The 21466-nt window shown below is 67.7% G+C and carries 17 protein-coding genes and 2 tRNA genes; 6 read left to right on the forward strand and 13 right to left on the reverse strand.

Annotated features, from left to right (window positions below; translation table 11 throughout):
• The first annotated feature begins 9 nt into the window (after nucleotides 1–9).
• Nucleotides 10–495 carry a response regulator gene (locus tag Q0Q47_RS08885; RefSeq protein WP_293857594.1) on the forward strand — a complete coding sequence of 162 codons (486 nt, stop codon included), beginning with the start codon at nucleotides 10–12 and terminating at the stop codon, nucleotides 493–495.
• Nucleotides 480–941, forward strand: a complete 462-nt coding sequence (locus tag Q0Q47_RS08890) for a response regulator (RefSeq protein ID WP_293857597.1) — start codon at nucleotides 480–482, stop codon at nucleotides 939–941. The genes Q0Q47_RS08885 and Q0Q47_RS08890 overlap by 16 nt, the downstream gene beginning before the upstream one ends.
• A gap of 170 nt (nucleotides 942–1111) precedes the next feature.
• On the opposite strand, the gene Q0Q47_RS08895 is transcribed toward Q0Q47_RS08890, so the two are convergent.
• Nucleotides 1112–3439, reverse strand: coding sequence for a hypothetical protein (locus tag Q0Q47_RS08895; protein ID WP_293857600.1), 2328 nt, complete (start codon nucleotides 3437–3439; stop codon nucleotides 1112–1114).
• 219 nt (nucleotides 3440–3658) lie between these two features.
• Between Q0Q47_RS08895 and Q0Q47_RS08900 the strand changes: the two genes are divergently transcribed.
• Complete coding sequence (locus Q0Q47_RS08900; protein ID WP_293857603.1) at nucleotides 3659–4645, forward strand: alpha/beta hydrolase; 987 nt, start codon at nucleotides 3659–3661, stop codon at nucleotides 4643–4645.
• Nucleotides 4646–4847: 202 nt separating this feature from the next.
• Here Q0Q47_RS08900 and Q0Q47_RS08905 read toward each other — a convergent pair.
• The 7 genes from Q0Q47_RS08905 to Q0Q47_RS08935 form a co-directional block, all read right to left on the reverse strand.
• Nucleotides 4848–4923: transfer RNA gene (locus Q0Q47_RS08905), tRNA-Val, on the reverse strand.
• 432 nt (nucleotides 4924–5355) lie between these two features.
• Nucleotides 5356–5631, reverse strand: a complete 276-nt coding sequence (locus Q0Q47_RS08910) for an HU family DNA-binding protein (protein ID WP_293857606.1) — start codon at nucleotides 5629–5631, stop codon at nucleotides 5356–5358.
• 257 nt (nucleotides 5632–5888) lie between these two features.
• The gene (gene lon, locus Q0Q47_RS08915; RefSeq protein WP_293857609.1) at nucleotides 5889–8312 is read right to left on the reverse strand and encodes an endopeptidase La; all 2424 of its coding nucleotides are present in this window, start codon (nucleotides 8310–8312) and stop codon (nucleotides 5889–5891) included.
• Nucleotides 8313–8546: 234 nt separating this feature from the next.
• The gene (clpX, locus tag Q0Q47_RS08920; protein WP_293857612.1) at nucleotides 8547–9812 is read right to left on the reverse strand and encodes an ATP-dependent Clp protease ATP-binding subunit ClpX; all 1266 of its coding nucleotides are present in this window, start codon (nucleotides 9810–9812) and stop codon (nucleotides 8547–8549) included.
• Nucleotides 9813–10110: 298 nt separating this feature from the next.
• Nucleotides 10111–10734: an ATP-dependent Clp protease proteolytic subunit gene (locus tag Q0Q47_RS08925; RefSeq protein WP_293857615.1), complete on the reverse strand. Its 624-nt coding sequence runs from the start codon at nucleotides 10732–10734 to the stop codon at nucleotides 10111–10113.
• A 185-nt stretch (nucleotides 10735–10919) separates the two neighbouring features.
• Entirely contained in the window at nucleotides 10920–12374 is a 1455-nt protein-coding gene (gene tig, locus Q0Q47_RS08930; protein WP_293857618.1) for a trigger factor, read from the reverse strand.
• Between the two features lie 85 nt (nucleotides 12375–12459).
• Nucleotides 12460–12544 (reverse strand) — tRNA-Leu (locus Q0Q47_RS08935).
• A gap of 160 nt (nucleotides 12545–12704) precedes the next feature.
• Between Q0Q47_RS08935 and Q0Q47_RS08940 the strand changes: the two genes are divergently transcribed.
• Nucleotides 12705–14141 (forward strand): multicopper oxidase family protein, encoded by a 1437-nt coding sequence (locus Q0Q47_RS08940; protein ID WP_293857621.1) that lies wholly within the window; start codon nucleotides 12705–12707, stop codon nucleotides 14139–14141.
• 220 nt (nucleotides 14142–14361) lie between these two features.
• Here Q0Q47_RS08940 and Q0Q47_RS08945 read toward each other — a convergent pair whose 3' ends face one another.
• The gene (locus Q0Q47_RS08945) at nucleotides 14362–15861 is read right to left on the reverse strand and encodes an NAD(P)H-hydrate dehydratase (protein WP_293857624.1); all 1500 of its coding nucleotides are present in this window, start codon (nucleotides 15859–15861) and stop codon (nucleotides 14362–14364) included.
• Nucleotides 15862–16171: 310 nt separating this feature from the next.
• Between Q0Q47_RS08945 and Q0Q47_RS08950 the strand changes: the two genes are divergently transcribed.
• Together Q0Q47_RS08950 and glnA are read left to right on the forward strand one after the other, a co-directional pair.
• Nucleotides 16172–16510 carry a P-II family nitrogen regulator gene (locus tag Q0Q47_RS08950; protein ID WP_293857627.1) on the forward strand — a complete coding sequence of 113 codons (339 nt, stop codon included), beginning with the start codon at nucleotides 16172–16174 and terminating at the stop codon, nucleotides 16508–16510.
• 85 nt (nucleotides 16511–16595) lie between these two features.
• The gene (gene glnA / locus Q0Q47_RS08955) at nucleotides 16596–18005 is read left to right on the forward strand and encodes a type I glutamate--ammonia ligase (RefSeq protein WP_293857630.1); all 1410 of its coding nucleotides are present in this window, start codon (nucleotides 16596–16598) and stop codon (nucleotides 18003–18005) included.
• 230 nt (nucleotides 18006–18235) lie between these two features.
• Here glnA and Q0Q47_RS08960 read toward each other — a convergent pair whose 3' ends face one another.
• The 4 genes from Q0Q47_RS08960 to Q0Q47_RS08975 form a co-directional block, all read right to left on the reverse strand.
• The gene (locus Q0Q47_RS08960) at nucleotides 18236–18928 is read right to left on the reverse strand and encodes an SOS response-associated peptidase (RefSeq protein ID WP_293857633.1); all 693 of its coding nucleotides are present in this window, start codon (nucleotides 18926–18928) and stop codon (nucleotides 18236–18238) included.
• 37 nt (nucleotides 18929–18965) lie between these two features.
• Nucleotides 18966–19955, reverse strand: a complete 990-nt coding sequence (gene corA, locus Q0Q47_RS08965) for a magnesium/cobalt transporter CorA (protein WP_293857636.1) — start codon at nucleotides 19953–19955, stop codon at nucleotides 18966–18968.
• Nucleotides 19956–20127: 172 nt separating this feature from the next.
• Nucleotides 20128–20970 (reverse strand): SDR family oxidoreductase, encoded by an 843-nt coding sequence (locus Q0Q47_RS08970; RefSeq protein ID WP_293857639.1) that lies wholly within the window; start codon nucleotides 20968–20970, stop codon nucleotides 20128–20130.
• Nucleotides 20967–21466, reverse strand: a 500-nt coding sequence (locus tag Q0Q47_RS08975) for an acyl-CoA dehydrogenase (RefSeq protein WP_293857642.1), incomplete at its 5' end; no start/stop codon positions are given. The genes Q0Q47_RS08970 and Q0Q47_RS08975, both read right to left, overlap by 4 nt.

Raw genomic sequence — 21466 nt, forward strand, 5'->3', positions numbered from 1 at the left:
GAAGACTTCATGAGAGGCGCCGGAGAGCCATGGACGCGGGAGCAGGTCGAGCCCCTGCTTCTCGTGGACGACAGCACCACGTCGCGGTCGATCGTCCGGTCGCTCCTCACCAGCCTCGGCATCTACGACGTCGTTGAGGCCGGCGATGCCCGCTCCGCCTTCGACAGGATCGACGACAAGCGGTTCGCGCTGGTCATTTGCGACATCGAGATGCACCCGATCTCCGGCATCGAGTTCCTGAGCGCGCTGCGCTCCAATGGTTCGACCAGCGAGATCCCCGTCATCATGATGACGGCCAACCGCGCCCAGAAGAACGTGCAGGCGTCCAAGCAGTTTCGCGCCAACCAGTTCCTCCTGAAGCCGTTCTCGGTCGCGGCGCTGACGCAGGCGATCAAGAACGCCGTCAAGAACGTCACGCCCTACCGCAAGCCCGAGGCGCCGAAGAAGGGCAAACAGGTCAGCTTGAGGAGGGTCGCCCGATGGACGGAAAAGTGAACGAGCCCGTCATCGTCCTGGGCGACACGTCGGAGCCCAAGCCCGCCTTCGTCGTCAACTGCGAGCCCGCGATCGTCATCGACGACAGCGAGTCCATCCGGCGCATCGTCCGCGCCATGCTGATGGGCATGGGGTTCACCCAGATCAAGGACTTCGCCAGCGTCGAGGAGCTGATGAGGGACCGGGTGCACGGCGCCCGCCTGATCATCTCGGACATCGAGCTGAAGTCGATCTCGGGCCTCGACCTCCTCGCGGCGCTGCGCCGGGACGACCAGTTGAAGAGCGTGAAGATCCTGCTCATGACGGGATCGCGCCGCGCGGACCACGCCCGCACGGCCAAGCGGCTTGGTGCCAACGGCCTGCTCCTGAAGCCCTTCACCCAGCCGGTGCTCCAGCGCTCCATCGAGCTGGCCTCCAGCCTGTCACGCCGCCGCAACGCCGGCTGACGGGCGGATGCGGTCAGCCAGGCCAACCGACGTCCTGGCCCCCCCTTGGCTCCGCCTTGGGTGACCTGGACGCGACCCAGCCTCTTCGCCCGCACGCGCCTCCACTCCTGTGAAAACAGTCGGCGGGCGCCCCACCACGGGGCAGCCACGCGCGCGTTGCGCGCCAACTCTCACGAGGCTTCGTAGGCCGCGTTGGTGATGTTGCCGGCCACCGTGCCGTTGATCCTTGCGGGCAGCCTGTCGACCACGCAGTTGCGGACGGTCATGCCGGCGGGCACCGTCGCGCCGGTGTGCGAACCGATCGGCGGCATCCTGCCGGCCGTCTCGACGCGTATGCCTTCGACGAGGACCTTCTTGGTCGCATCGTCGCAGCGAAAGGCGAGACTGTTCTCGCGGCCGAGATCCGGAAGCCTGATCCGGCCCGACGGGGCCGAGACCGGCTTGTTCTTGTATTTTCCGCGGACGATCACGTTGTCGACGGCGCCGCTGACGCTGATGACCTGGAGCCCCTGCCCCGACCAGACCGGGCCCTGAACGTCGAAGTCACAATTCTCGACCAGGATGCCCGTGCCCGTGCGGCTTCCCGACGAGTTGTCGATGTTGGAGTTCAGGTTGACCAGCGGCTCTATGGGGGACGGCATCATCACTTCCGGACGCCTCGTGAGGTTCCAGGCTGCGTCGCCGCAGCCTCGCTCATAGACGATCGCGCAATCCTGCAGCGTGAGGTCCTTGTCCGAGTTGGACGAGATGCAGGCGTTCCGGCCCCTGGCCCCCCGCAACACCGAGCCCACGGAGCGGAAACTCTCTAGGCCCTTCATGAGGACGGGGCAGTCGAAGGTCGCTCTCTCGATCAGGCAGCCTGTCGAATCCGCCACCATGTACGCCCATTGGAAGTAGTCCGCGTGGCCGGTCTCGTGAACGGCCGTGGCGTCGCTGATCCGCGCCCCGGTGCTGCCATTGATCGTCATGATCGCCTGGGCGTGGTTCGTGCCGGTGATGCGCTCGGCCACGAAACCGTCGCTGGAGGTGACCCGGCAGAACTCGCCCGCCGTCCGGAACGCGTCCGTGGTGAAGTGGAAGCCGAACATGTAGCCCTTGTCCGCGCGGCACGATCCGCGGAAGGCCAGGTCGCGGACGCCGCCGTTGGCGGCGCCCACGATGTTGAACACCCGGCTCATCGTGCCCGGCGGGCAGACGATCACCGTCGCGGCTTCGCCCGCGCCGACGATGTGCAGGCCCTCGTGGCCCAGCGCGATGTTGGCGTTGGCGAAGCACCAGTCGGTTCCGGGCGGGATACGGATCGTCGCGCCCGTCTGCCGCGTGAAGCCGCTCGCGGCATGCTGCAGGGTGTTCGCCATCAGCACAGCGCTGTCGAAGTACACAGCCGCGCCGGTCGTTGCCGCCGTGGCCGCCTCGTCGAGCGTGAACGTCGTGCCGGAAATCGCCGTGATCGTCGCGACGTGCGCCCAGGGGACGATGCGGCCGAGATAATGTCTCAGATTCCCGTCGTAGGAGACCCACACCTTGCCGTCCCACCGGTAGGTGTTCCCGTTGGACAGCACACCGCAGATCTTGCCCGGAACCTGCGTGCGATCGCTGTCGCGGGTCGGCAGGTTGGCATAAAGGAGGCGCGGCCACTGCCCGCCCACGCCCCGCTCCCCCGGCACGCCACCGCCCGCCTCGCCGCCGACCGCGATGCAGATCCTGTCGCCGACGGCGAAGCCCGGATCGCGAGCGACCGTCAGCGTGGTCGCGCCGGCCTCCATCGAGCCCGTCGTGACGAGGGACTTCATCCCGAAGTCGCTCAGGTCGAAGATCTTCGCGGTGAGGTCGCTCGTCAGGGCGATGCTGGCCTTGTGGACGGCCGACACGTCGCGGAACCCGTAGTGTCTCTGGTCGGGATGGGCGCCGAGCGCGATCCGGCCGGGCTCGAGGTGGTAGAACTGCCGCGACCGCCAGAACTCCACCCCGTCGTATTTCAGGTAGACGTCGAAGCCTTCCACGCCGAACGTCCAGGCCTTGTCCGCGTTGCTGGCCGGGTTCCACCCCGGGACGTCGTCGATCGCCGGCAGCGGCGTGATGAACGAGGCGCCGATGACGGTTGCTCCGCCGGGCCCGACGCCTGCCGGGTTCGCGATCCCCTCGCGAAGGCCGTCGAGCACGTGCACGCCGTACCCGTTCGTCTCGGTCGAAACCGAGAAAGCGAGAGCCCTGCCGCCCGGCGTCAGGCGCAGATAGACGCTCCCGCGCTCCATGAACGTCGTGACTTCCTGATCGCGGCTGACGTCCTGCGTCCTGGCGACGAAAAACGCGCTGTCGGCCACGGACATGTACCGGGTTCCCTTGGCACCGCCGAAGGCGCCGGACACGAACACCGTGGTCGGCGGGCTTTCCCAGCCGGGAAAGGCGTTCGCGGCCTGGGGCCCGGTCGAGAGCGACTGCACCGGGATGGTGACGGTCGTGCTCTGCGTCCCGCGCCGTGAGCGGTCCTGCCCCATCGATTCACTCCTCGCCTGCCGAAGGCCAGTCTACGCAACTTCGTGGCAGCAATGGCGCGCCTGGGCCGGCGACGCGCGTACGGCGCCCAACGGCAGGTCGAACAGAGGACATCCGAGCGGGTAAGGATCCGAAAAGGTTAACAAGCTCAATGGAGAAACGGTCCAATTTGAATCGTATTTGCTGGAGACGGTGCGGCGTTCCTCAGCTGGAGAGTGCAGATGCGCGTCGTCCCCAAGGCCGCGGTGATAATTCTTCTGGCCGCCGGCCCAATGAACCAGCTGAATTTTGCATCGGCTCAGTCACGGCCGGAAGCCGCGATGTTCAACCCGGACCACGTCGTTGAAGGCATCAGGACATCAAAAGAGGACTGCGCCCCATACGAGGCACAAGACACCGCTGTATTCGTTACTGCAGCAGGTACGTCCGCGTGTATCCGGTACTATGCGTCTGGCCTGAAGAACGATCGGACCGCCAATCCAGTGACGATGGTCTGGCTGAACGGAGACGTGCTTGGGCCGTCTGGAAAAAACGCTGACAAGCGCCAAAGTGGCTTCGGGCCAGCCGAGATGGTTGCGCTGGAGGCACAGGTAAGCCGGCGGTTTGGCATACCCGCGGTTTATCTGGCACGGCCTGGCACGTATGGGAGTTCAGGCAAACACTACACAATGCGAGGAAGGCCAATCGAAGCAGCTCTTGTCGATGCCGCTCTGGACGCCCTCAAACAGCGCTATGCAATCGAGAAAATCAGCCTTGGAGGCCATAGCGGCGGCGGCACGCTGGTTGCCGAGCTCCTATCGCGTCGAACTGACTTGAACTGCGCGGTGATCTCGTCAGGAGCTTCGGCCTACCGCGCCTATCTTGAGGCTCGAAACTTGATCAAGCCTGGAGACCCAGTTTCTCGCTTCGATCCCTACGCATCGCTCGACAAAATTCGGATCGATCCGAAGCGCCGCGTGTTTGTGGTCGGCGACCCCCGAGAGACGAATGTCCCGTTTTCTGCGCAAAAGCTTTTCTTCGAGGGGCTGGTCGCCCGAGGTCATGCAGCATGGCTGATACCGCTCGAAAGGGCACGCGACGATCGACATCACGACTTGGTGGATTTCGGGGAAGCGGCAACCGGCCTGTGCGCGGCAGGGGAGACCAGCGAACACATCGTTCAGACCCTCAATTCACTCCCTGAGCCCCCACCGCGCCTCTCAAACTGAGGGCTCGCGCCGTTCTGGGCTTCAATCGAGGCGAAGTCACCCGGCTTGCATGTTCGGGAGAAAGCGACGCGACGGAGAGCGCGCCGAAGCCGCGTCCTCGGGAGCCCGAGTTCCGGCTCTGTCTGGCCGCTCCGCTCTGGCCGCAGCGCAGCACATGAGATCATGCGCTTCCAGGAGAGGGCGGCATCGGTCGTGTGTGTGTTGGTGGGCGGTGACGGGCTCGAACCGCCGACCCTCTCGGTGTAAACGAGATGCTCTACCGACTGAGCTAACCGCCCGCGGGACCCGCGGGTCCGCCGCCCTCATATGCCCATGCGCGCGGGGGTTGGCAAGCGCTGCCCATGGCGGCGGCCGGAACACTCCCGGCCGGTCTGCGTCGCCCGACGCGCCCTCTTCGCGGGCTACCCAGAGCTTGTGAATCCATCCCCGCCCCCATCTCCCTCATCCTGAGCCGGCCGCGAAGCGGCCAAGTCGAAGGACGCAGACTGCCAGCAGCGGCGCTTTTGTGCGTCCTTCGACTCACGGCCCTGCGGGCCGTGGCTCAGGATGAGGGGCTTGGGGGCGGTTTGAGGAACGATGCAAAAGCTAACTGGATGAGGAGATTGGAGGCGGATTGATTCACGCGCTCTCAGGATACCGCCAACGAAAAAGGGCCGGCTTGCGCCGGCCCGATCTCGGTTCGCCGTGCGGCCCTGGGGGCCGCGGCGGGGTCAGCCGTTGACGGCCGACTTCAGGCCGGCGCCGGCCTTGAACTTCGGGGCCAGGGAGGCCTTGGTCTTGATCGTCTCGCCCGTGCGCGGGTTGCGGGCTTCGCCGGCGGCGCGCTTGGTCACCAGGAAGGTGCCGAAGCCGACCAGGCGCACTTCGTCGCCCGACTTCAGGGAGGCGGTGATCGCCTCGAGGACGGCGTCCACGGCCGCGCCGGCCTGGGCCTTGGTGAGGTCCGCGGTCTCGGCGACGGCGGAGACGAGCTCGCTCTTGTTCATCGGAATGCTCCTTGTTGGAAACCGAAACGACGCCGACTCGTACGGCGTTGGTCGCCTTGTTCCAGTTCACGCCGCCGTGTGCAAGCGCAGATCGGCCGAAACCTGAGGGATTCCCTCAGATTCCGGCAGTTTTCACCGGAATGTTCGGCTTTGACACAGGCCTTGTGGCCGGACCGTGGCAGCACGGACGCAGCGACCACGAAAAAGCCCCGCAGCGTGGGCTGCGGGGCTGGGACTCTATTCCAAAGACTGCGGGATCAGTGGGCGACGATGCCCGCCGCTTCCTCGTCGGCCGCCTTGGTCTTGGCCGCCGAGAGGTCCTCTTCCCACTGGATCGGCTGGGGCTGGCGAATGAGGGCGTGCTTGATCACCTCCTCCATCCGCGACACCGGCACGATCTCCAGGCCGTTCTTCACGCTGGCGGGAAGATCGGCGAGGTCCTTGGCGTTCTCCTCGGGGATCAGCACCTTCTTCACGCCGCCGCGCAGCGCCGCCAGGAGCTTCTCCTTGAGGCCGCCGATCGGCAGCACGCGGCCGCGCAGCGTGACCTCGCCGGTCATGGCGATGTCGTGGCGCACCGGGATGCCGGTCAGCACCGAGACGATGGCCGTGGCCATGCCGATGCCCGCCGAGGGGCCGTCCTTGGGCGTGGCGCCCTCGGGAACGTGCACGTGGATGTCGCGCCGATCGAAGAGCGGCGGCTCCAGCCCGAAGTCGATGGCGCGCGAGCGGACATAGCTGGCCGCCGCCGAGATCGACTCCTTCATGACGTCCTTCAGGTTGCCGGTCACGGTCATCTTGCCGCGGCCGGGCATCATCACGCCTTCGATCGTCAGCAGCTCGCCGCCGACCTCTGTCCAGGCGAGGCCCGTGACGACACCGACCTGGTCCTCGCTCTCCGTCTCGCCGTAGCGATACTTCGGCACGCCGAGGAAGTCGGGCAGCGTCTTCACCGTGACCGAGACCTTCTTCTTCTTCGAGAGGAGGATCTCCTTCACGGCCTTGCGGGCGAGGTTGTTGAGCTCGCGGGCGAGGTTGCGGACGCCGGCTTCCCGGGTGTAGCGGCGGATCAGCATCAGGAGCGCCTCATCGTCGATGAGCCATTCCTTCGGCTGCAGGCCGTGCTTCTTGATCGACTCGGGGATGAGGTGACGACGGGCGATTTCCGCCTTCTCCTCTTCCGTGTAGCCGGCGATGCGGATGACCTCCATGCGGTCCAGCAGGGGCGGCGGGATGTTGAGCGTGTTCGCCGTCGTCACGAACATCACGTTCGACAGGTCGTAGTCGACCTCGAGGTAATGGTCGTTGAACGTCGTGTTCTGCTCGGGATCCAGCACCTCCAGGAGCGCCGACGACGGATCGCCGCGGAAGTCCATGCCCATCTTGTCGATCTCGTCGAGCAGGAAGAGCGGGTTGTTGGTCTTGGCCTTGCGCATCGACTGCACGATCTTGCCGGGCATCGAGCCGATGTAGGTGCGCCGGTGACCGCGGATCTCGGCCTCGTCACGCACGCCGCCCAGCGACATGCGCACGAACTCGCGACCCGTCGCCTTGGCGATCGACTTGCCGAGCGAGGTCTTGCCGACGCCCGGAGGGCCGACGAGGCACAGGATCGGGCCGGTCAGCTTGTTGGCGCGGCTCTGCACGGCGAGATACTCGACGATGCGCTCCTTGACCTTCTCCAGCCCGTAGTGCTCGTCGTCGAGCAGCGTCTGGGCGTGGGCGAGGTCCTTCTTGACCTTGGAGCGCTTGCCCCAGGGCAGCGAGAGCAGCCAGTCGAGGTAGTTGCGCACGACGGTGGCTTCCGCCGACATCGGCGACATCTGACGCAGCTTCTTGACCTCGGCCTGCGCCTTGTCGCGGGCCTCCTTCGAGAGCTTGGTCTTCTCGATGCGCTCCTCGATCTCGGCGATCTCGTCCTTGCCGTCCTCGTCGCCGAGCTCCTTCTGGATCGCCTTCATCTGCTCGTTGAGGTAGTACTCGCGCTGGGTCTTCTCCATCTGGCGCTTGACGCGCGAGCGGATGCGCTTTTCCACCTGGAGCACCGAGATCTCGCTCTCCATGAAGCCAAGCACCTTCTCCAGGCGCTTGGTCACGTCGACGATCTCGAGGACGTCCTGCTTGTCGGTGATCTTGACGGCGAGGTGCGAAGCGATGGTGTCGGCCAGCTTCGAGTAGTCCTCGATCTGCCCGACGGCCGAGACGACCTCGGGAGACACCTTCTTGTTGAGCTTCACGTAGCTCTCGAACTCGGTCACGACCGAGCGGGCGAGCGCCTCGGCCTCGATCCGGTTCGGGATCAGGTCTTCCAGGGCCTCAGCGGACGCCTCGTAGAAGTCCTCCGAGCGGACGTAGTCGCGCACCTTGGCGCGGCCCACGCCCTCCACCAGCACCTTCACGGTGCCGTCGGGGAGCTTCAGAAGCTGGAGAACGGTCGCCAGCGTCCCGATCGTGAAGATCGCATCCGTTGCCGGATCGTCATCCGCCGCGTTCTTCTGGGTCGCGAGAAGGATCAGCTTCTCGGACTTCACGACCTCCTCGAGAGCCTTAATGGACTTCTCGCGGCCGACGAACAGCGGCACGATCATGTGGGGGAAGACGACGATGTCGCGCAGGGGAAGGACGGGATAGGTGTCCACCTGGCCCGGCTGCAGCTGCGGACGCTGTCTGGTAGTCGTCATCGAACACGTGTCCTTTCTGGTGCGCTCGCCTGGATGCCCGGAGAGGGCCACCCTGCGAACGAGAGTGCGGCCGGGAAGAGCCCGCCGCCGCGACGCACCCGGTTCCTCCGGATCATTGGCGATCCGTTGTCATGAGCGAACCGGTTACCTGGGACATTAAGTGGTCCCTCACCATCCCGCGTTCAAGCGGGAGGGGTGGCCGGCGCTCCGTTGCGCGCGGCCACGTTGACGTGATCAGGCGGAGGATGCCGCCTCGTTGCCCTTGTCCGAGTAGATGTAGAGCGGACGGGCCTTGCCCTCGATGACCTCGGGGCCGATCACCACCTGCTCGCAGCCTTCCAGGCTCGGCAGGTCGTACATGGTCTCGAGCAGGATGCCCTCCATGATCGACCTTAGGCCGCGGGCGCCGGTCTTGCGCTCGATCGCCTTCTTGGCGATCAGTGAGACCGCCTCGTCGGAGAAGGTGAGCTCGGTGTCCTCCATCTCGAAGAGGCGCGCATACTGCTTGACCAGCGCGTTCTTCGGCTCGGTGAGGATCTTCTTGAGCGCGGGCTCGTCGAGGTCCTCGAGCGTGGCGATCACCGGCAGACGGCCGACGAACTCCGGGATGAGGCCGAACTTCAGCAGGTCCTCGGGCTCCACCTCGCGGAAGATGGCGCCCGTGCGCCGGTCGTCCGGCGCCTCGACGCGCGCGCCGAAGCCGATCGAGGTGCCCTTGCCGCGCGCCGAGATGATGCGCTCGAGGCCGGCGAAGGCGCCGCCGCAGATGAACAGGATGTTGGTCGTGTCCACCTGCAGGAATTCCTGCTGCGGGTGCTTGCGGCCGCCCTGGGGCGGAACCGAGGCCACCGTGCCTTCCATGATCTTCAGGAGCGCCTGCTGGACGCCCTCGCCCGACACGTCGCGGGTGATCGAGGGGTTGTCGGACTTCCTGGAGATCTTGTCGATCTCGTCGATGTAGACGATGCCGCGCTGCGCCCGCTCGACATTGTAGTCGGAGGCCTGGAGCAGCTTCAGGATGATGTTCTCCACGTCCTCGCCGACATAGCCGGCCTCGGTGAGCGTGGTGGCGTCAGCCATCGTGAACGGCACGTCGAGGATGCGGGCGAGCGTCTGGGCGAGCAGCGTCTTGCCGGAGCCGGTCGGGCCCACGAGCAGGATGTTGGACTTCGCCAGCTCGACGTCGTTGTGCTTCGTCGCGTGGTTCAACCGCTTGTAGTGGTTGTGCACCGCGACCGAGAGCACCTTCTTCGCGTGATCCTGGCCGATGACGTAGTCGTCGAGAACCTTGCGGATCTCCTTGGGCGTGGGCACCCCGTCGCGCGACTTCACCAGGGAGGACTTGTTCTCCTCCCGAATGATGTCCATGCACAGTTCCACGCACTCGTCGCAGATGAAAACCGTGGGCCCCGCAATCAGCTTGCGGACCTCGTGCTGGCTTTTGCCGCAGAACGAGCAGTACAGCGTGCTCTTCGAATCACCGCCGCCGACTTTGCTCATGGCAAACCTCCACTCGATCGGAGCTCGCACGGACGTCCGGCACTGCTCGTTCGATCAGGTTACGGATCCGGACCCTAAGAAACGGTAGCGTCTCTCAGGGACGGACCCCAGGGGAACATCCCCGCTGGCAGCGAGCCCTCAGCGGATTCGGCGCCACGCCTGCGGATGCAAACATGGTGCCGGGCGGGGATCAATAGGCTCGAACCCTCATGACGGGCCGAGATTTCCAACAAGGCAAACAAGCCGCCGGGGCCCGCCGTTCCGCCCGCGGCAGGGCCACCGCATCTGCTCACCGGTCTCAGGCGGCCTCGGTCGGACGCTTTTCCATGACCTGGTCGACGATGCCGAAGGCCTTCGCGCCGTCCGCGGTCATGAAGTTGTCGCGCTCGAGGGCCTCCTCGATCGTCTTGTAGTCCTTGCCCGTGTGCTTCTCGTAGATCTCGTTGAGGCGGCGCTTCAGGCCTTCCACCTCGCGGGCGTGGATCAGGATATCCGTCACCTGGCCCTGGTAGCCGCCAGACGGCTGGTGGACCATGATGCGGGCGTTGGGCAGCGCGAAGCGCATGCCGGCCTCGCCGGCGGCGAGCAGCAGTGAGCCCATGGAGGCCGCCTGACCGATGCACAGCGTCGAGACGGCCGGCCGGATGAACTGCATCGTGTCGTAGATCGCCAGGCCGGAGGTCACGATGCCGCCCGGCGAGTTGATGTAGATCGAGATTTCCTTCTTCGGGTTCTCCGACTCCAGGAACAGCAGCTGCGCCACCACGAGCGAAGCCATGTTGTCCTCGACGGGGCCCGTCAGGAAGATCACGCGCTCGCGCAGCAGGCGCGAATAGATGTCGAAGGCACGCTCGCCGCGGTTGGATTGCTCCACGACCATGGGCACGAGCATGTTGTTGTAGACTTCGATCGGATCGCGCATTGGTCGTGCCCGTTTCTGGCGTGAAAAAAGCGATGGCAGGCGCTCCGCCGCGAAGCACCTGCCTCCAACATAGTCACGGGAGCCGCCCACGGAAAGGGGACCGGCTCCCGTTGGTGAATGGACCGGTGACACGACCGTGGACCCGCGCGGGCTCCACGGCGTGCCGATCAAGGCGCCGGCGCGGCTCAGGCCGCGCTGTCGTCGGTCGCCTTCTTGGCCCGGCTGCGCGTCTTCTTGGGCGCGGCCTCGGCCGGCGCATCGGCCGACTCGGCACCCGCCGCCGCCTTCTCCTCGTCGGAGCGCTCGTCGAAGAGCTCGTCCTTGGAGACGGTCTTGTCGGTCACGGACGCGGTGCCGAGAATGTGATCGACGACCTTGTCCTCGAACAGCGGCGCCCGGATTTCGGCGAGAGCCTGCGGGTTCTTGCGGTAGAAGTCCCACACCATGCGTTCCTGGCCGGGGAACTGGCGGGCCCGCTCGACGAGGGCCTGGGAGACCTCCTCGTCGGTGACCTGCACCTTGCCGGCCTCGCCGATCTCGGCGAGCACGAGGCCGAGGCGGACGCGACGCTGGGCGATCTTCTGGTACTCGGCGCGAGCCTCCTCCTCGGAGGTGCCCTCGTCGGCGAAGGTCTTGCCCGACTGCTGCATGTCGTCCTGGACCTGCCGCCAGATGTTGTCGAACTCCTGCGCCAGCAGGGTCGGCGGCAGTTCGAAGGTGTACTGGGCGTCGAGCGCGTCGAGCAGCTGGCGCTTCAGCTTGCGGCGCGACACCGAGGCGTAGTCGCGGCCGATCGTGTCGCGAACCGCGTCCTTCAGGGCGTCGAGGGTCTCCATGCCGAAGCCCTTGGCGAGCTCGTCGTCGATGACGAGGGCGCCCGGCGCCTGCACGTCCTTCACGGTGACCTCGAAGGAGGCCGCCTGGCCGGCGAGGTTGGCCGCGCCGTAGTTCGGCGGGAAGGTGACGTTGACCGTGCGGGTCTCGCCCTTCTTGGCGCCGACCAGCTGGCCCTCGAAGCCGGGGATGAACGTGCCCGAGCCGAGGTCGACCGAGATGTCGCTGCCCGTGCCGCCCTCGAAGGCCTCGCCGTTGATGGTGCCGACGAAGTCGACCACGAGGCGGTCGCCCGTCTCGGCCACCGGCGCGTCGCCGTCCCGGGAGGCGTAGGAGCGATTCTGCGAGGCCATGCGCTCGATGGCGGCGTCCACTTCGGCCGCCGGCACTTCGGCCGTCTCACGCACCACGTTCAGGCCCGCGAAGGGCTGCAGCTCGAACTTGGGCAGGACCTCGAGCGAAACCGTGTAGGACAGGTCGCCGCGCGCCTCCATGGCGGCCTCGACCTCTTCCTTGTTCTCGGGGAACTCGATCTTGGGCTCGAAGGCGAGCTTGAGCGCGTTGTCCTCGACGATCTTGCGGTTCGTCTCGTTGACGAGGTTCTGCAGCACGTCGGCCATCACCGACTTGCCGTAGACGCGGCGCAGGTGCTGCACCGGGACCTTGCCGGGACGGAAGCCGTTGATCCGCACCTTGTCCTTGAGCTCGACGAGCTCGCTGGTCAGGCGCTGCTCGAGATCCTTGGCCGGAAGCGTGACCGTGAACTGGCGCTTCAGCCCCTCCGACAGTGTTTGCGTGACCTGCATGTTTGGACGTGCCTTCGGCAAGAGTGAGAACGGAATGGCATGGACCGGGGCGCACTTCGCCGCTCGACCGCGTCGGTGGCGGGTCTGGTGCGGGCGGAGGGACTTGAACCCACACGACTTGCGTCACCGGAACCTAAATCCGGCGCGTCTACCAGTTCCGCCACGCCCGCAAGAGCGCAAACACGCCCCGTCGCGGAGGTCGCCCTCCGCAGGGTGGCGCTCTATAGCATGACCGCGCGGGGGCGCCACACCAAAAATGGGCAGCCCCTCGCCTCCCCGCCCGGGCCGTGGCAAAACGGGGCTCGAGTCCACGGGAACGAAGCAGGATCCATGCCCGCCGACACGCCGTTTTCCCTGTCGCGCCGCGCCCTTCTGGCCGGCGCGGGCACCGCGATGGTGGCGCCCCGCGCCGCGCTGGCGATCGATCCCCCCGCCCCGGCGGCGGCGGCGAAGGCCGACGGGCTGCCCACCGTCCAGATGGAGGCGCGCCCCTCGATCGTCTCGTTCCAGCAGGGGCAGGAGACGCCGATCTGGGCGATCGGCGGACGGACGCCGGGCCCCGACGTGCGAATCCGCAAGGGCGAGGACCTGCGCGTGCGCTTGGTCAACGGGCTCGACAAGCCGCTGAGCCTGCACTGGCAGGGCGTGCGCAATACGAGCGAATCCGACGGCGTCGCGGCCCTGTCCGCCGATGCGGTGGCCCCCGGGGCGGCCGGCGAGATTCGCTTCGTGCCGCCCGATGCGGGCACCTTCATCTACCGGCCGCTGGTTCCCGGCCACTGCGGCGAGTTGCAAGACCGCGGCGTTGCGGGGGTCCTGGCGGTGACGGAGGCCACGCCGGTTCCCGTCGACATCGACCAGATCGTGGCCGTGGACGACTGGCGCCTGATGGAGGACGGCTCCCATGCGCCGTTCGGCGGTGTGGAGGAGCGCGCCGGCCCCGGACGGCTCGGCACGGTGCTGACGGTGAACGGCGCCCGTGCGCCCCTCAAGGTCGCCGTGGCGCCCGGAGGCCGCATTCGCCTGCGGATCGTGAGTCTGTGCAACGCCCGGTTGATGCGCATCCGTTTCGACGGCCTCAAGGCCTATGTGGTGGCGATCGACAGCCAGCCCACGGACACGTTCGAGCCCCTTCACTCGACGCTGCCCTTCGCGCCGGGCACGCGCTACGACGTCATCGCCGACATTCCCGCCGACACGAAGGGGGCCGTGGTCGCCATGATCGGGCCCGGCCTGCCGCTGGTGCAGATCGTGGCGGAGGGCGAACCGGCCTCCGCGAGGCGCCCCGCCCTGCCGCCCATCGCGCCGATTCCGATCAACACCCTGCTGCCCGAGGCCATCACGCTCCAGAAGGCCGCCCGCGCCGACGTGGTGATCGAGGGTGGCGCCAAGCCCGGGTCGGACGGAAAGCCCGCCTGGAAGGGCGATCCCGCCAAGATCTGGACGGTGAACGGGGGATTCGGGCTGCTGCCCGGCGAAAAGCCCGGCAAGCCGCTGCTGAGCGTCAAGAAAGGCACGCCGATCGTGCTGGCGCTCGTCAACCGGACCGCCTACCCGCAGGCGATCCACGTCCACGGGCACGTGTTCCGGCTGCTGCACGCCTTCGACGACGGCTGGGAGCCCTACTGGCTCGACACGATGATCCTGCTCGAGAACCAGACCCAGCGCATCGCCTTCGTGGCCGACAACAAAGGCCGCTGGCTCATCGGCTCATCGGTGCTTGAGCGGCTCGACACGGGTCTGAGCACCTGGTTCGAGGTGACCTGAGGGCGCGCAGGGGACCATTGTGCGTCCTTCGCCACGGCCGAGTACGACCTCATCAGAGCTTGTGACTCACTCAGCAGTCCAGTTTGCACCTCCCTCTCCGCGTCATGGCCGGGCTCGGCCCGGCCACCCACGACTTCGGCATGGCCCCGGAGAAGTCGTGGATGCCCGGGCCGAGCCCGGGCAGGACGGCTGAGAGGTGGTAGCCAATAGGAAACAAGCTTCACGCTCCGAACAGGGCCTTCAGGACGCCGGGAATCGCCCCTGGCAGGTCCTCGGCGATGAGCCCGGGCCCGACCGCCGTTCCAGCCTCGCCGTGCAGCCAGACCGCGGCACAGGCGGCTTCGAAGGCCGGGACGGACTGGGCGAGCAGTGCTCCCACCAGGCCGGCCAGCACGTCACCGGAGCCCGCCGTCGCGAGCCAGGGCGTGCCGTTGGCGTTGATGGCGGCCGTGCCGCCGGGGCCGGCGATCACCGTGTCCGGGCCCTTGAGAACCACGACGGCGCCGAGCGCCGCGGCAGCCGACCGGGCGCGATCGAGCTTCGAACTTGAATCCGAATAGTCCGGCAAGGCGCGGACGAGCTTGCCGAATTCGCCGTCGTGGGGGGTCAGCACGACACCCTGCCGGGCGCCTCCCGCGCGGTGGGCGACGAGATCGCGCAGAGCGGTGGGGTCGTCGGCGAAGCTCGTCAGGGCGTCGGCATCGAGCACGCAGTGGGCGCCCGCGGCCAGTGCCGCCGCCACGGCCTCGCGGGTCGAGGCTCCGACGCCTGCCGCCGGTCCGGCGACGACGGCGTTGCGCCGACGGTCGGCCAGCAGCGCCTGCCAGTCCGCAGGGCCGTCGCACCGTCGCACCATGACCGCGTCGAGCGCGGCGGCATGGGCGGGCAGCACGTCCGCGGGAGCCGCGACGGTGACCAGCCCCGCGCCCGCGCGCAGCGCCGCCCGCGCGGCAAGGCGCGCCGCACCGCCGCCCTCGATGCCGCCCGACAGCACGAGGGCGTGTCCCCGACCGTATTTGTGGCCGGTCTCGGCCGGCGGCCCGAAGACCCCCCGAAACAGGGCCGGCTCGTTGCGCCAGGTGCGCACCCCGATGCGGGCGGGAACGTCGTCGGCGATCCCGATGTCGGCCACGCGCACGCGCCCGCACAGGGCGCGGCCGGGATAGAGAAGATGACCGGGCTTCAGGCGGAAGAAGGTGACCGTCTCGACGGCCGGTGCCGCGATGCCCCTCACCTGCCCGCTGTCGCCGTCCACGCCCGAGGGCACGTCGACCGCCACCACGGGCACCCCGCTGGCGGCGACACGGGCGATCACGTCGGCGGCCACCCCGTCCACGTCGCGCGACAGGCCCGCGCCGAAGATCGCGTCCACCACGATGTCGGCCTCCGCCGGCGCGGCATCGGCGAGGTCCCGGGTGTCGCCGTCCCACGACGCGGCCGCCGCGGCGGCGTCGCCGCGCAGCCCGTTGAGTGCTCCCAGGAGATGGACACGCACCGCATAGCCGCGCATGGCCAAGACCCGGGCCGCCACGAAGCCGTCCCCGCCGTTGTTGCCGGGGCCGCACATTATCAGCACGCGCGAGCCGACCTGGCGGCGCCTGGCGACGACGTCGGCCACCGCGCGCCCTGCCCGTTCCATGAGCGTCGGGCCGGACGTTCCCGCGGCAATCGCCGCGGCATCGGCCTGCCCCATCTCTCCCGTCGTCAGGATCTCGTTCATGGCCTGCGCCCCCGTGCCCGCAGGGTGGAGTGTAGTCGATCGGACCAGGCTTCGCGCCGCTTTCGCAAACCGGTCGCGCACCCCGTCCGCCGACGCGGATTCGCTCACGAATTGAGCATGTTGCCGCCCAAGTCTTGGTCATTTGCCCTGCAACGGCTCCAATTGCCGCATGGGCAGGCAGCGCTCACGCTGATTCCTCGTGGGACGTGCACAATGACGATGGCGGTTCGGCATGGTTGATGCTAATCACCGACCACGTCCCTCGGGCCTCGGCTCTCTGCCCGGGACGGCCGTTCAAAGCGGGCAAGCGATGAAAAAAATCGAAGCGATCATCAAGCCGTTCAAGCTCGACGACGTGAAGGAGGCCCTTCAGGACGTCGGGTTGCAGGGCATCACGGTCACCGAGGCCAAGGGCTTCGGCCGGCAGAAGGGGCACACCGAGCTCTATCGCGGAGCGGAGTACGTCGTCGACTTCCTGCCGAAGGTGAAGATCGAGATCGTCCTGCCCGACGACATGGTCGAGCGCGCGGTGGACGCCATCCGCCGCGCCGCCCAGACCGGTCGCATCGGCGACGGCAAGATCTTCGTCTCCCCCGTCGAGGAGGCGATCCGCATCAGGACCGGCGAGACCGGCCTGGACGCGATCTGACCCCCGCCTCGATCCGGCGCGCCCGCACGGACCCACCCGAGAGTGCTGAACCTTTAGTGCTGAACCTTTCAGAGGGATGAAACTGATGAAGTCCGCCAAGGATGTCCTCAAGGCGATCAAGGACAACGACATCAAGTATGTCGATTTCCGCTTCACCGACCCGCGTGGCAAGTGGCAGCACGTCACCTTCGACGTGTCGATCATCGACGAGGACACCTTCGCCGAAGGCATCATGTTCGACGGCTCGTCGATCGCGGGCTGGAAGGCGATCAACGAGTCCGACATGACGCTCATGCCGGACCCGCAGACGGCGACCATGGACCCGTTCTTCGCCGCCTCGACGCTGTCGATCGTGTGCGACGTGCTCGAGCCGACCACCGGCGAGCCCTATCCCCGCGATCCGCGCGGCATGGCCAAGAAGGCCGAGGCCTATCTGAAGTCGACCGGCATCGGCGACACGATCTTCGTCGGCCCGGAAGCCGAGTTCTTCGTGTTCGACGACGTGCGCTTCGCCTCCGACCCCTACAACACGGGCTTCAAGCTCGACTCGATCGAGCTGCCGACCAACGGCGACACCGAGTACGAGGGCGGCAACCTCGGCCACCGCATCGCCATCAAGGGCGGCTACTTCCCGGTTCCCCCGCAGGACAGCGCCCAGGACATGCGCGGCGAGATGCTCGCGGCCATGGCGGCCATGGGCGTGAAGGTCGAGAAGCACCATCACGAGGTCGCCTCGGCCCAGCATGAGCTGGGCATGAAGTTCGACACGCTGACGCTGATGGCCGACCAGATGCAGATCTACAAGTACTGCATCCACAACGTCGCCCAGAGCTACGGCAAGACGGCGACGTTCATGCCGAAGCCCATCTTCGGCGACAACGGCTCGGGCATGCACGTCCACCAGTCGATCTGGAAGAACGGCAAGCCGACCTTCGCCGGCAACAAGTACGCCGACCTGTCGCAGGAGTGCCTGTACTACATCGGCGGCATCATCAAGCACGCCAAGGCGCTGAACGCCTTCACCAACCCGTCGACGAACAGCTACAAGCGCCTCGTCCCGGGCTACGAGGCCCCGGTTCTGCTGGCCTACTCGGCCCGCAACCGCTCGGCGTCCTGCCGCATCCCCTACACCTCCTCGCCGAAGGCCAAGCGCGTGGAAGTGCGCTTCCCCGACCCGATGGCGAACCCCTACCTCGCCTTCGCGGCCATGCTGATGGCCGGCCTCGACGGCATCCAGAACAAGATCGATCCCGGCCAGGCGATGGACAAGGATCTCTACGATCTGCCGCCGCGCGAGTTGAAGAAGATCCCGACGGTGTGCGGCTCGCTGCGCGAGGCGCTCGCCAACCTCGACAAGGACCGCGCCTTCCTCAAGGCCGGCGGCGTCTTCAACGACGACTTCATCGACAGCTACATCGAACTGAAGATGCAGGACGTCATGCGCTTCGAGATGACGCCGCACCCGGTCGAGTTCACGATGTACTACTCCTACTGAGCCTTTCGGGACGGGCCCGGTCTCCGGGCCTGCCTGGGCACGCGACGGGGCGCCTTCGGGCGCCCCGTTTGCGTTTCACCCGAGGGGTTGCCCTCTCTCCGCCGTCCTGGCTGGGCTTGGCCTGGCCAACCACGACTTTGCCTGGACCTGCCCGAAGTCGTGGGTGCGCGGGCCAAGCCCGGGCATGACGCGTGGAGAGGCGGAGCATGAGCGCCGAGGGGCTCGGAGCGTCAGAACAACCGCCCCTGCGGGTCGTCCTCCACGACCTTGCGCGGCTTCGGCGCCGGCACCGGCCGTGTCCGCTCGACCGCCCTCAGCACCAGCACGTCGTCGGGCGCCGGACGCATCAGGTGCGCGACCCGGGCCGCATCGTCATTGGCGGGGTCGAGCCAGGCGTCGAAATCGCGCGGCTCCAGGATCACCGGCATGCGCTCGTGGATCGCGCCGATCGTGCCGTTGGCGTCGGTGGTGAGGATCGCCACCGTGTCGAGCTCGGCGCCGTCCGGGCCGAGGTTGGTTTCCCAGATGCCGCCCAGAGCCATCGGGGCGCCGTCGGCCCGGCTGGCGACGAAGGGGTCGCGGCGCACCGCCCGCCCCTCGCCTTCCCGCCGCCATTCCACGAAGGCGTCGGCCGGCACGAGGCAGCGGCGGCGGCGGATGGCGTTGCGGAAGGCCGGCTTCTCTGGCGCCGTCTCGGCGCGGGCGTTGAAGAGCAGCGGAAAGTCGGCCGCGTCCTTCACCCACTCCGGCAGGAAGCCCCAGCGCATCAGCGTGAAGTGGCGTTCCCTGCCGTGCTGGACCACGACGGCGATCGGCTCGGTCGGCGCAATCTGCTCGCGCGGCGGGAAGTTCGGCTCCTCGACATAGCCGAAGAGGGCGCGAACCTGCTGGGGCGTGGAGGTCAGGGCGAAGCGGCCGCACATGGCGCGATGGTGCCTGCCGGGCCGCCGTGCGGCAAGATCACAACCACTTCTTCCAACGGAAGAACAGGTACGGCAGCAGCCCCGCCATGATCATGATGCCGATCGCCATGGGGTAGCCGAGATGCCACTCGAGCTCCGGCATGAGCTTGAAGTTCATGCCGTAGATCGACGCCACCAGGGTGGGCGGCATGAAGATCACGGCCATGACCGAGAACAGCTTGATGATGTTGTTCTGCTCGAGGTTGACGAGCCCCAGCGTGGCGTCGAGCAGGAACTGGATCTTCTGCGACTGAAAGGTCGCGTGCTCCTCGAGGGACTGCAGGTCGCGCAGCGTGGTGCGCACCTGCTCGCGCAGCTCGATCTGGACGCGCGCGGTGCGGTAGCTGACCGACAGGAACAGCAGCACGCGCTCCATGGAGACGAGGCTCTCGCGGATCTTGGACACCAGGTCGCCGTGGCGGCCGAGCTGGCGCAGCGTGTCCTGGAACTCGGCATTGCGGCTGCCGGGATCGGTGCGCGTCTCGAACACCCGGTCGGAGAGCCGATCGAGGCGCTGGGCGATGGCCTGCAGCACGTCCGCGGCGCGATCGATGATGGTCTCGAACAAGCCCGCGAGAATCGCCTCCGCCGTCGGACCGCAGCCGCCCGGCCGGGCGATGCGGTTGGTGAACATGTGGAAGGCCTTGGGATCGCAGTACCGCACCGAGACGAGGCACGAGCCTTTCAGGATAAAGGTGATGCCGGTGATGTCGGGGTCGGTGTCGACCTGGTGCACCACGCGCGCGGTGAGATAGCGGGCCCCGTCCTCGGTGTAGAGCAGTTCCGACGGCTCGATGTCCGCCATGTCCTCGCGCGTCGGGATGGAGATGCCGACGAAGGCCTCGACCTTCATGTCCTCGTCGCGCGTCGGCTCGACGAGGTCGATCCACAGCGTGTCGACCGGGATCGGCTCCTGCGCGGGCAGGAGATGCCGGTCGAACCGATCCGCCTCGCCGGGCGACGATGAAAGGCGGTGGATGATGATCATGCACGTGTTCCGCGGCGACCCTCACGGCTGACCATGCCGAGGCGGGTCCGTCAAGGTGACGTTTCGTAAGGCGTTTGCCGGAGGAAGACACTCCCTCCCTCCGTCATGGCCGGCTTGGCCCGGCCATGACGGAGGGAGGTGGCCTCAAGAACACCGGCCTCTCTTCGCGGTCCTACAGGTCGAACCGCCCCGGCCGGGTCCCGTCCGCATCGGTGAAGCCGTACTCCTGCGCCAGGTCGGCGACGAACAGCGACCGGCCGTTCTTCGCCGTGACGGCCGGATCGGCGGCCAGCGCAGCGAGCGCGCGACCGGTGTAGAGCGGGGTCTGGGTGGCCTGCTCGCCTTGGCCCGCATCGAGCACGCGCTCGGTGCGGACGAAGCCGGGCGTCAGGTGCACCGTGGCGATCCCGCGCGGGCCGAGTTCGGCGGCGATGATCTGGGAGGCCCGCAGAATGCCGGCCTTGCCGATGTCGTAGAAGACGTCGCCCATGTAGACGCCCTCGCTGTCGAAGCCGACGGCCGCGACCAGCCCTGCTCCGTTGGGGATCATCAGCGGTGCGAAGGCCCGCGCTGTCGCGAGCAGCGCGTAGGCGCCCGTGCGCATGGCCGTGTCGAACGGCGTCAGCGTGCGCTGCCAGAACGGCGTGCCGAAGCTGGACCCGTCGGCATAGACCGTGCCGTCGTAACCCTCGTTGCCGCCCCACACGGCGCAGGCCACCACGTCGGGCGGGCCGTGCCGGCGCAGCACCCAGGCCGCGAACTCGTGCAGCGCCTTGCCGTCGGTGTGGTCGCAGGCATAGGGGTGGCCCTGCCCGCCGGCCGCCTGCACCGCCTCGGCCGTGTCCTCCACCGTCTCCCGCCGCCCTTCGGTGCGTCCGCCGAAGCGGGTGGATCGGCCGCTGCAGATGACCGTCGCCCCCTGCTCGGCGAGCCCGAGCGCCAGGCCGCGCCCCACGCCGCGGGAGGCGCCGGCGACCACGCACACCTTGCCGTCGAGCCGTCCGGGCGCAGTCATGCCGCGAAGAGCGGCGTCGCGTCGTCGAGCGAGCCTGCGCCTTCGACGATGGCACGCTCCAGGCCCGGGGCGTCCGTGGCGAGATGCTCGGCGAAGAAGCGCGCCGTCACGACGCGGGCGGCGTGGCTGCGGTCGTCGCCCGCCTCGTCCAGGCTCGCCTGCGCCGCGAGCGCCTTGCGCGCCAGCGCGGTGCCGCCCTGGGCGAGGCCGAAGAGCTTGAGATAGGCCGTGGCACCAGCCAGCGCCTCCGCGGCGCGGCCCTCCTTCAGCGCCGCGAGCATCCAGGCGGTCGCCCGCTCCAGGCTGTCGACCGCGTCGCGCAGGCGCGAGGCGGCATGGCCGAAGCCCGGCGCGTTGCGGCTGGCGACCTCGACCACCGTCTCGCGCATGCGCGCGATCGCCTCGCCCACCACCGCGCCGTCGCCGAGCGGCAGCTTGCGGGTGACGAGGTCGATGGCCTGGATGCCGTTCGTGCCCTCGTAGATCGCGGCGATGC

It is taken from the genome of uncultured Alsobacter sp. (assembly GCF_945952055.1).
Taxonomy (GTDB): domain Bacteria; phylum Pseudomonadota; class Alphaproteobacteria; order Rhizobiales; family Beijerinckiaceae; genus Alsobacter.

Excerpts from the sequence above, each read along its gene's own strand:
- Q0Q47_RS08885 (WP_293857594.1), top strand. The coding sequence starts at position 10 with ATGAGAGGCGCCGGAGAGCCATGGACGCGGGAGCAGGTCGAGCCCCTG.
- Q0Q47_RS08890 (WP_293857597.1), top strand. The coding sequence starts at position 480 with ATGGACGGAAAAGTGAACGAGCCCGTCATCGTCCTGGGCGACACGTCG.
- Q0Q47_RS08895 (WP_293857600.1), bottom strand. The coding sequence starts at position 3,439 with ATGGGGCAGGACCGCTCACGGCGCGGGACGCAGAGCACGACCGTCACC.
- Q0Q47_RS08900 (WP_293857603.1), top strand. The coding sequence starts at position 3,659 with ATGCGCGTCGTCCCCAAGGCCGCGGTGATAATTCTTCTGGCCGCCGGC.
- Q0Q47_RS08910 (WP_293857606.1), bottom strand. The coding sequence starts at position 5,631 with ATGAACAAGAGCGAGCTCGTCTCCGCCGTCGCCGAGACCGCGGACCTC.
- lon (WP_293857609.1), bottom strand. The coding sequence starts at position 8,312 with ATGACGACTACCAGACAGCGTCCGCAGCTGCAGCCGGGCCAGGTGGAC.
- clpX (WP_293857612.1), bottom strand. The coding sequence starts at position 9,812 with ATGAGCAAAGTCGGCGGCGGTGATTCGAAGAGCACGCTGTACTGCTCG.
- Q0Q47_RS08925 (WP_293857615.1), bottom strand. The coding sequence starts at position 10,734 with ATGCGCGATCCGATCGAAGTCTACAACAACATGCTCGTGCCCATGGTC.
- tig (WP_293857618.1), bottom strand. The coding sequence starts at position 12,374 with ATGCAGGTCACGCAAACACTGTCGGAGGGGCTGAAGCGCCAGTTCACG.
- Q0Q47_RS08940 (WP_293857621.1), top strand. The coding sequence starts at position 12,705 with ATGCCCGCCGACACGCCGTTTTCCCTGTCGCGCCGCGCCCTTCTGGCC.
- Q0Q47_RS08945 (WP_293857624.1), bottom strand. The coding sequence starts at position 15,861 with ATGAACGAGATCCTGACGACGGGAGAGATGGGGCAGGCCGATGCCGCG.
- Q0Q47_RS08950 (WP_293857627.1), top strand. The coding sequence starts at position 16,172 with ATGAAAAAAATCGAAGCGATCATCAAGCCGTTCAAGCTCGACGACGTG.
- glnA (WP_293857630.1), top strand. The coding sequence starts at position 16,596 with ATGAAGTCCGCCAAGGATGTCCTCAAGGCGATCAAGGACAACGACATC.
- Q0Q47_RS08960 (WP_293857633.1), bottom strand. The coding sequence starts at position 18,928 with ATGTGCGGCCGCTTCGCCCTGACCTCCACGCCCCAGCAGGTTCGCGCC.
- corA (WP_293857636.1), bottom strand. The coding sequence starts at position 19,955 with ATGATCATCATCCACCGCCTTTCATCGTCGCCCGGCGAGGCGGATCGG.
- Q0Q47_RS08970 (WP_293857639.1), bottom strand. The coding sequence starts at position 20,970 with ATGACTGCGCCCGGACGGCTCGACGGCAAGGTGTGCGTGGTCGCCGGC.